This window comes from Mycobacterium sp. TH-M25, from assembly GCF_057473665.1.
The window spans coordinates 1-3,974 of record NZ_JBYCLA010000293.1; the positions used below are offsets into that span (position 1 = coordinate 1).

3 protein-coding genes and 1 tRNA gene are annotated in these 3,974 nt (G+C 67.3%); 1 reads left to right on the forward strand and 3 read right to left on the reverse strand.

Annotated features, from left to right (window positions below; all coding sequences use genetic code 11):
* Positions 1–32 precede the first annotated feature (32 nt).
* The 3 genes from AC2VOU_RS09820 to dcd form a co-directional block, all read right to left on the reverse strand.
* Positions 33–1,436, reverse strand: a complete 1,404-nt coding sequence (locus tag AC2VOU_RS09820) for a DUF7159 family protein (protein ID WP_486957201.1) — start codon at positions 1,434–1,436, stop codon at positions 33–35.
* Positions 1,437–1,651: 215 nt separating this feature from the next.
* Positions 1,652–3,082, reverse strand: coding sequence for a DUF7159 family protein (locus AC2VOU_RS09825; RefSeq protein WP_486957202.1), 1,431 nt, complete (start codon positions 3,080–3,082; stop codon positions 1,652–1,654).
* A 113-nt stretch (positions 3,083–3,195) separates the two neighbouring features.
* The gene (dcd, locus tag AC2VOU_RS09830; protein WP_486957203.1) at positions 3,196–3,768 is read right to left on the reverse strand and encodes a dCTP deaminase; all 573 of its coding nucleotides are present in this window, start codon (positions 3,766–3,768) and stop codon (positions 3,196–3,198) included.
* 56 nt (positions 3,769–3,824) lie between these two features.
* On the opposite strand from dcd, the gene AC2VOU_RS09835 reads away from it, so the two are divergent.
* Positions 3,825–3,898: transfer RNA gene (locus AC2VOU_RS09835), tRNA-Gly, on the forward strand.
* Positions 3,899–3,974 lie beyond the last annotated feature (76 nt).

The window sequence follows — 3,974 nt, forward strand, 5'->3', positions numbered from 1 at the left end:
TATGAGTTTCTTTCCCCACTCAGACGCAACGGTCACAAGCGGCCGTGACCCCAACCACCGCCGCCATGACCCCAACCGGGTCCACCCCAGCCAGGGCCAGGACCGTGGCCCCAGGGACCAGGCGCTGGCCCCCCCCATGCCGGCGGAGGCGGAGCGAGCCCTGGAATGCCCGGAAGGATGGGCCCGAGCGGTATCGGCATGGGGGCCGGAACAAACGCCGGCGGCGGTGGCAGAGGTCGGGCCACGGGTGGCGGCGCCACAGGTCGGGCCACGGGTGGCGGCGCGGGTGCCGGCACCGCCGCAGGGGCCGGCTTGGGTGGGGCCGCGGGCGCCGGTGCAGGTAGGCGAGCCGGCGCTACGACGTTGTGGCTGAGGCTGGGACGCGTGGCGGCTGACGGCCGGATACTGAACGCCAGCGCGATCACCAGCCCCATCACGCCGGTGACGAAGATGAGCAGGACGCCCATCGCCACCAAGAACGGCTTGCGCGCCTCGTGTTCTGGTTCCAGCTGGTCGAAGTCGGGATACATCCCGGTGTTGAAGTCTTCGCGCTCGTAGGCATCGGGACCCACTTGTGTATAGATCGCAGCCGAATCGTCGGCGACGGCGCTGTAGGCCAGCGCGTCCGGCCCGGCATCAGGGCTCGGGACTGCAGCTTGGGCAACGGCCAGGTAGTCCGGCGTATCGAGGTGTGGGCCCACCAATCCGGTACCCGGGTCCAGCGCGTAGGCCAGCGCCGCGGTCGACGAGGCGAACAGTGGCGCGCTGGCCGAAGCCAGCGCTGCCCCACGGGCCAGCGCTGTCTCGGGGTGATCAGGCACGCTCAGCGGCAGCGAGGTGGCGTCCTCCAAAGCCGGCTTGATCAGCAGAATGTCGACACCTGACCCCACCACCAACAGGCCCTCGGGCTGCTGGTCGAGATGTTCGGCGGCCGAAACCAGGCTGACCAGTGTGGCCACGGCCTGGTCGTCGTCGTCGGGCAGCTGCTCGCTCTGCACGTCGATGATCGATCCATCGGCGGTGTCGACAACCGCCAAGGTCGCGGAGTCCGGTTCGACGTAGAGAAGGCCGCTGCGCGTGTAGCCGGTTGCGCTTCCCAGAGATTGCGCCAGCGCGGCCGCGGCCAGGAACGACGACACCAGCATGACGTTTTCGATCTTGCGAGCGGCCAAGGCGTCGCGGAGCTCGGCCGCGGCGCGCTGGTCAGTCCAGGTCACGCCGGTCGACCGCAGCTGATAACCGGCCGCGCCGGCGCTCTCACGGGTGCCGAGAATTGCCGCAACCACCTGATCCGGGCCGCTGAATGTTGCCGGATCGTCGTCACCGATGACCGCGATGTTGTCCTCATCAACGGTCCGGCCGTCGGCGTTTTCACCCTCCACCAGCACGACCTGGACCGTGTCGGGTGCCATCGATACACCGAGCACGGTGTCCACGGATCCTCCCGCTACTTTGCTAGTCGTCTATGGGCCAGCTGGGATCGCATGCCGTGTACGAACCCATCTGAAGTTATCGCCACTTCAGAGCGCGGCATTGATTCCGCGGACTTTGATGTGTCATGAAGCCGTAGCCAGGAGCAATGGTCGAACGGCGCCCCTCGGCCAACCCTTCGATGAGGGATTTTACCCCCGTTCCGCAAGGGCCGGATGGCTTAGCGGTGTCTGCCGCAGCCGCCGAAACCGCCAAAGCCGCCGTGGCCGCCACCGAAACCACCGAGACCGAAGCCACCGAAACCGCCCGGTCTTGGGCCGCCGCCGAACACACTCGGTGCTCGGACCGGAATGGGGGCAGGCGCCGGCGCGCGCACCGGGATCGGAATCGGCACCACCACCGGGACAGGAGCCGGCGCGGGTGGGGCGGCCGGAATCGGCCGCGGTGCAACGGGAATAGGCGGTGAAGCCAGTGCGGGCACCGGCGCTGGGGGCGGAGCTGCCGGGATCACGGCGTGCGCAGGCGCCGGCACCACCGCTGGGGCGATTATGTGGTTGACACCTGGCGCGGGGGGACTCGCCCGAACCGGGGCCGGAGCGGGTGCCGGCGCCTGGACGATGAGGTTTTGCAAAGGTCGCGGCAATAGCGCGACGCTTGGCTGAATACCGAGGGCCAAAGCAACTTCCAGCGATAGAGCGGCAACGACGAAGAGCACGGCGAGGATACTGCCGACTAGAACCAGGGGGCCGCGCTGGTGTTCGCTTTCGAGGTCTTCGACGCTCAATGGTTCGTGCACTACGGTGCCGGCGTCGGCTTCCTCGTCCGGAACCGCGCTGTAGGCCAGGTCGTCCCCACCCAGGGCGGTGCCTATCGGAACATCCGGCACCGCAAGGTATCCCGGCAACACCGCATACGGGTCGATGGCACCGGTGCCGGGATCGAGCGAGTACGCCAGCGCCGCGGTCGAGGAGGCGAGGAGCGGAGCGTTCGCAGAGGCCAGCGCCGCACCCCACGCCAGCGCGGTCTCGGGTTCCTCGGCTGCGGTCACCGGAAGCGTCGTCACCGCCTCCAGCTGCGACTTGACCGTGGCGACGTCGACACCGGCGCCGGCGATGAACACGCTCTGCGGACGTGTCTCCAATTCAGCCAAACCCGTCACCATCGCGGCCAACTCGGTGATGCTGCGATCGTCGGACAACACGTGTTTGCGCACGTCGGTGATGGACCCGTCGGCGGAGTCGATGACAGCCAACGTCGCGGTGTCGGGCTCGAGGAAGATCAGGGCGGTATGCGCGTCACCGACGGTGCAGCCCACCATCTGCGCCAGCGCGGCCGCCGCCACGAAGGACGACACCAACATGACATTCTCGACCTTGCGGGTGGCCAGTGCGTCGCGCAGGGCGGCCGCGTCGACCGGATTGGTCCAGGTGACGCCCGTCGTGGTCAGGGCGTGGCCGGCCTCAGCCGCACCTTCGCGGGTGCCCAGGATCGCCGAGATCACCTGATCGGCGGCGCTCAGCGTCCCCGCGTCGTCGTCGGTCGTGATGCCGAACGTGGAGTCCTCAACCGTCACGCCGTCGGCGTTTTCGCCTTCGACCAGCAGCATGCGGACCGACGCGGGTGCCATCGACACCCCGAGCACGATGTCCATCGCGCCTCCAGAGCCGAGTCGTAGCGCGCCACGGGTTTCGGCGGAGGAAATACCGCGTCCGGCGCTACTTACTGCATCGTCTCCGGCCAACCTGTGGGCTGCAAGGGCCGAAGTTATGAGGACCTTATGAAATTCAGGTACGACCGCGACGGCGTGGGTCCGCGCTGACCCTGGTACTTCGACCCGACCGACGCGCTGCCGTAGGGGTGCTCGGCCGGACTGGTCAGGCGCAGAATGCACAGCTGACCGATCTTCATGCCCGGCCACAGCGTGATCGGCAGGTTGGCGACGTTGGACAACTCCAGGGTGATGTGACCACTGAAGCCGGGATCGATAAAGCCCGCGGTCGAATGGGTGAGCAGCCCCAGCCGTCCCAGCGACGACTTGCCCTCCAGGCGTCCCGCCAGGTCGTCGGGCAGCGTGCAGGTCTCCAACGTGGACCCGAGTACGAATTCCCCGGGGTGCAGCACGAACGGCTCACCGTCGGCCGGCTCCACCAGGCTGGTCAGCTCGTCCTGTTGCTGCGCAGGATCGATGTGGGTGTAGCGGGTGTTGTTGAACACCCGAAACAAGCTGTCGAGGCGGACGTCGACGCTGGATGGCTGGACCAAGGCGTCGTCGAACGGATCGATTCCCAGCCGGCCGGCGGCAATGTCGGCTCGAAGATCGCGATCGGATAGCAGCACGCGACGAGCGTAGCGGCTCGGTTGCCGCGTCAGTGCTAGCCTTCCCAAGCAACAGCGCCGATGTAGTTCAATGGCAGAACATCAGCTTCCCAAGCTGAATACGCGGGTTCGAGTCCCGTCATCGGCTCCACTTTGAGCAGCCTTATGCGTTAAATACCACACATAAGTTGGGGCATCGGCCTAGCCCCGCACCGTCGCACCACCAC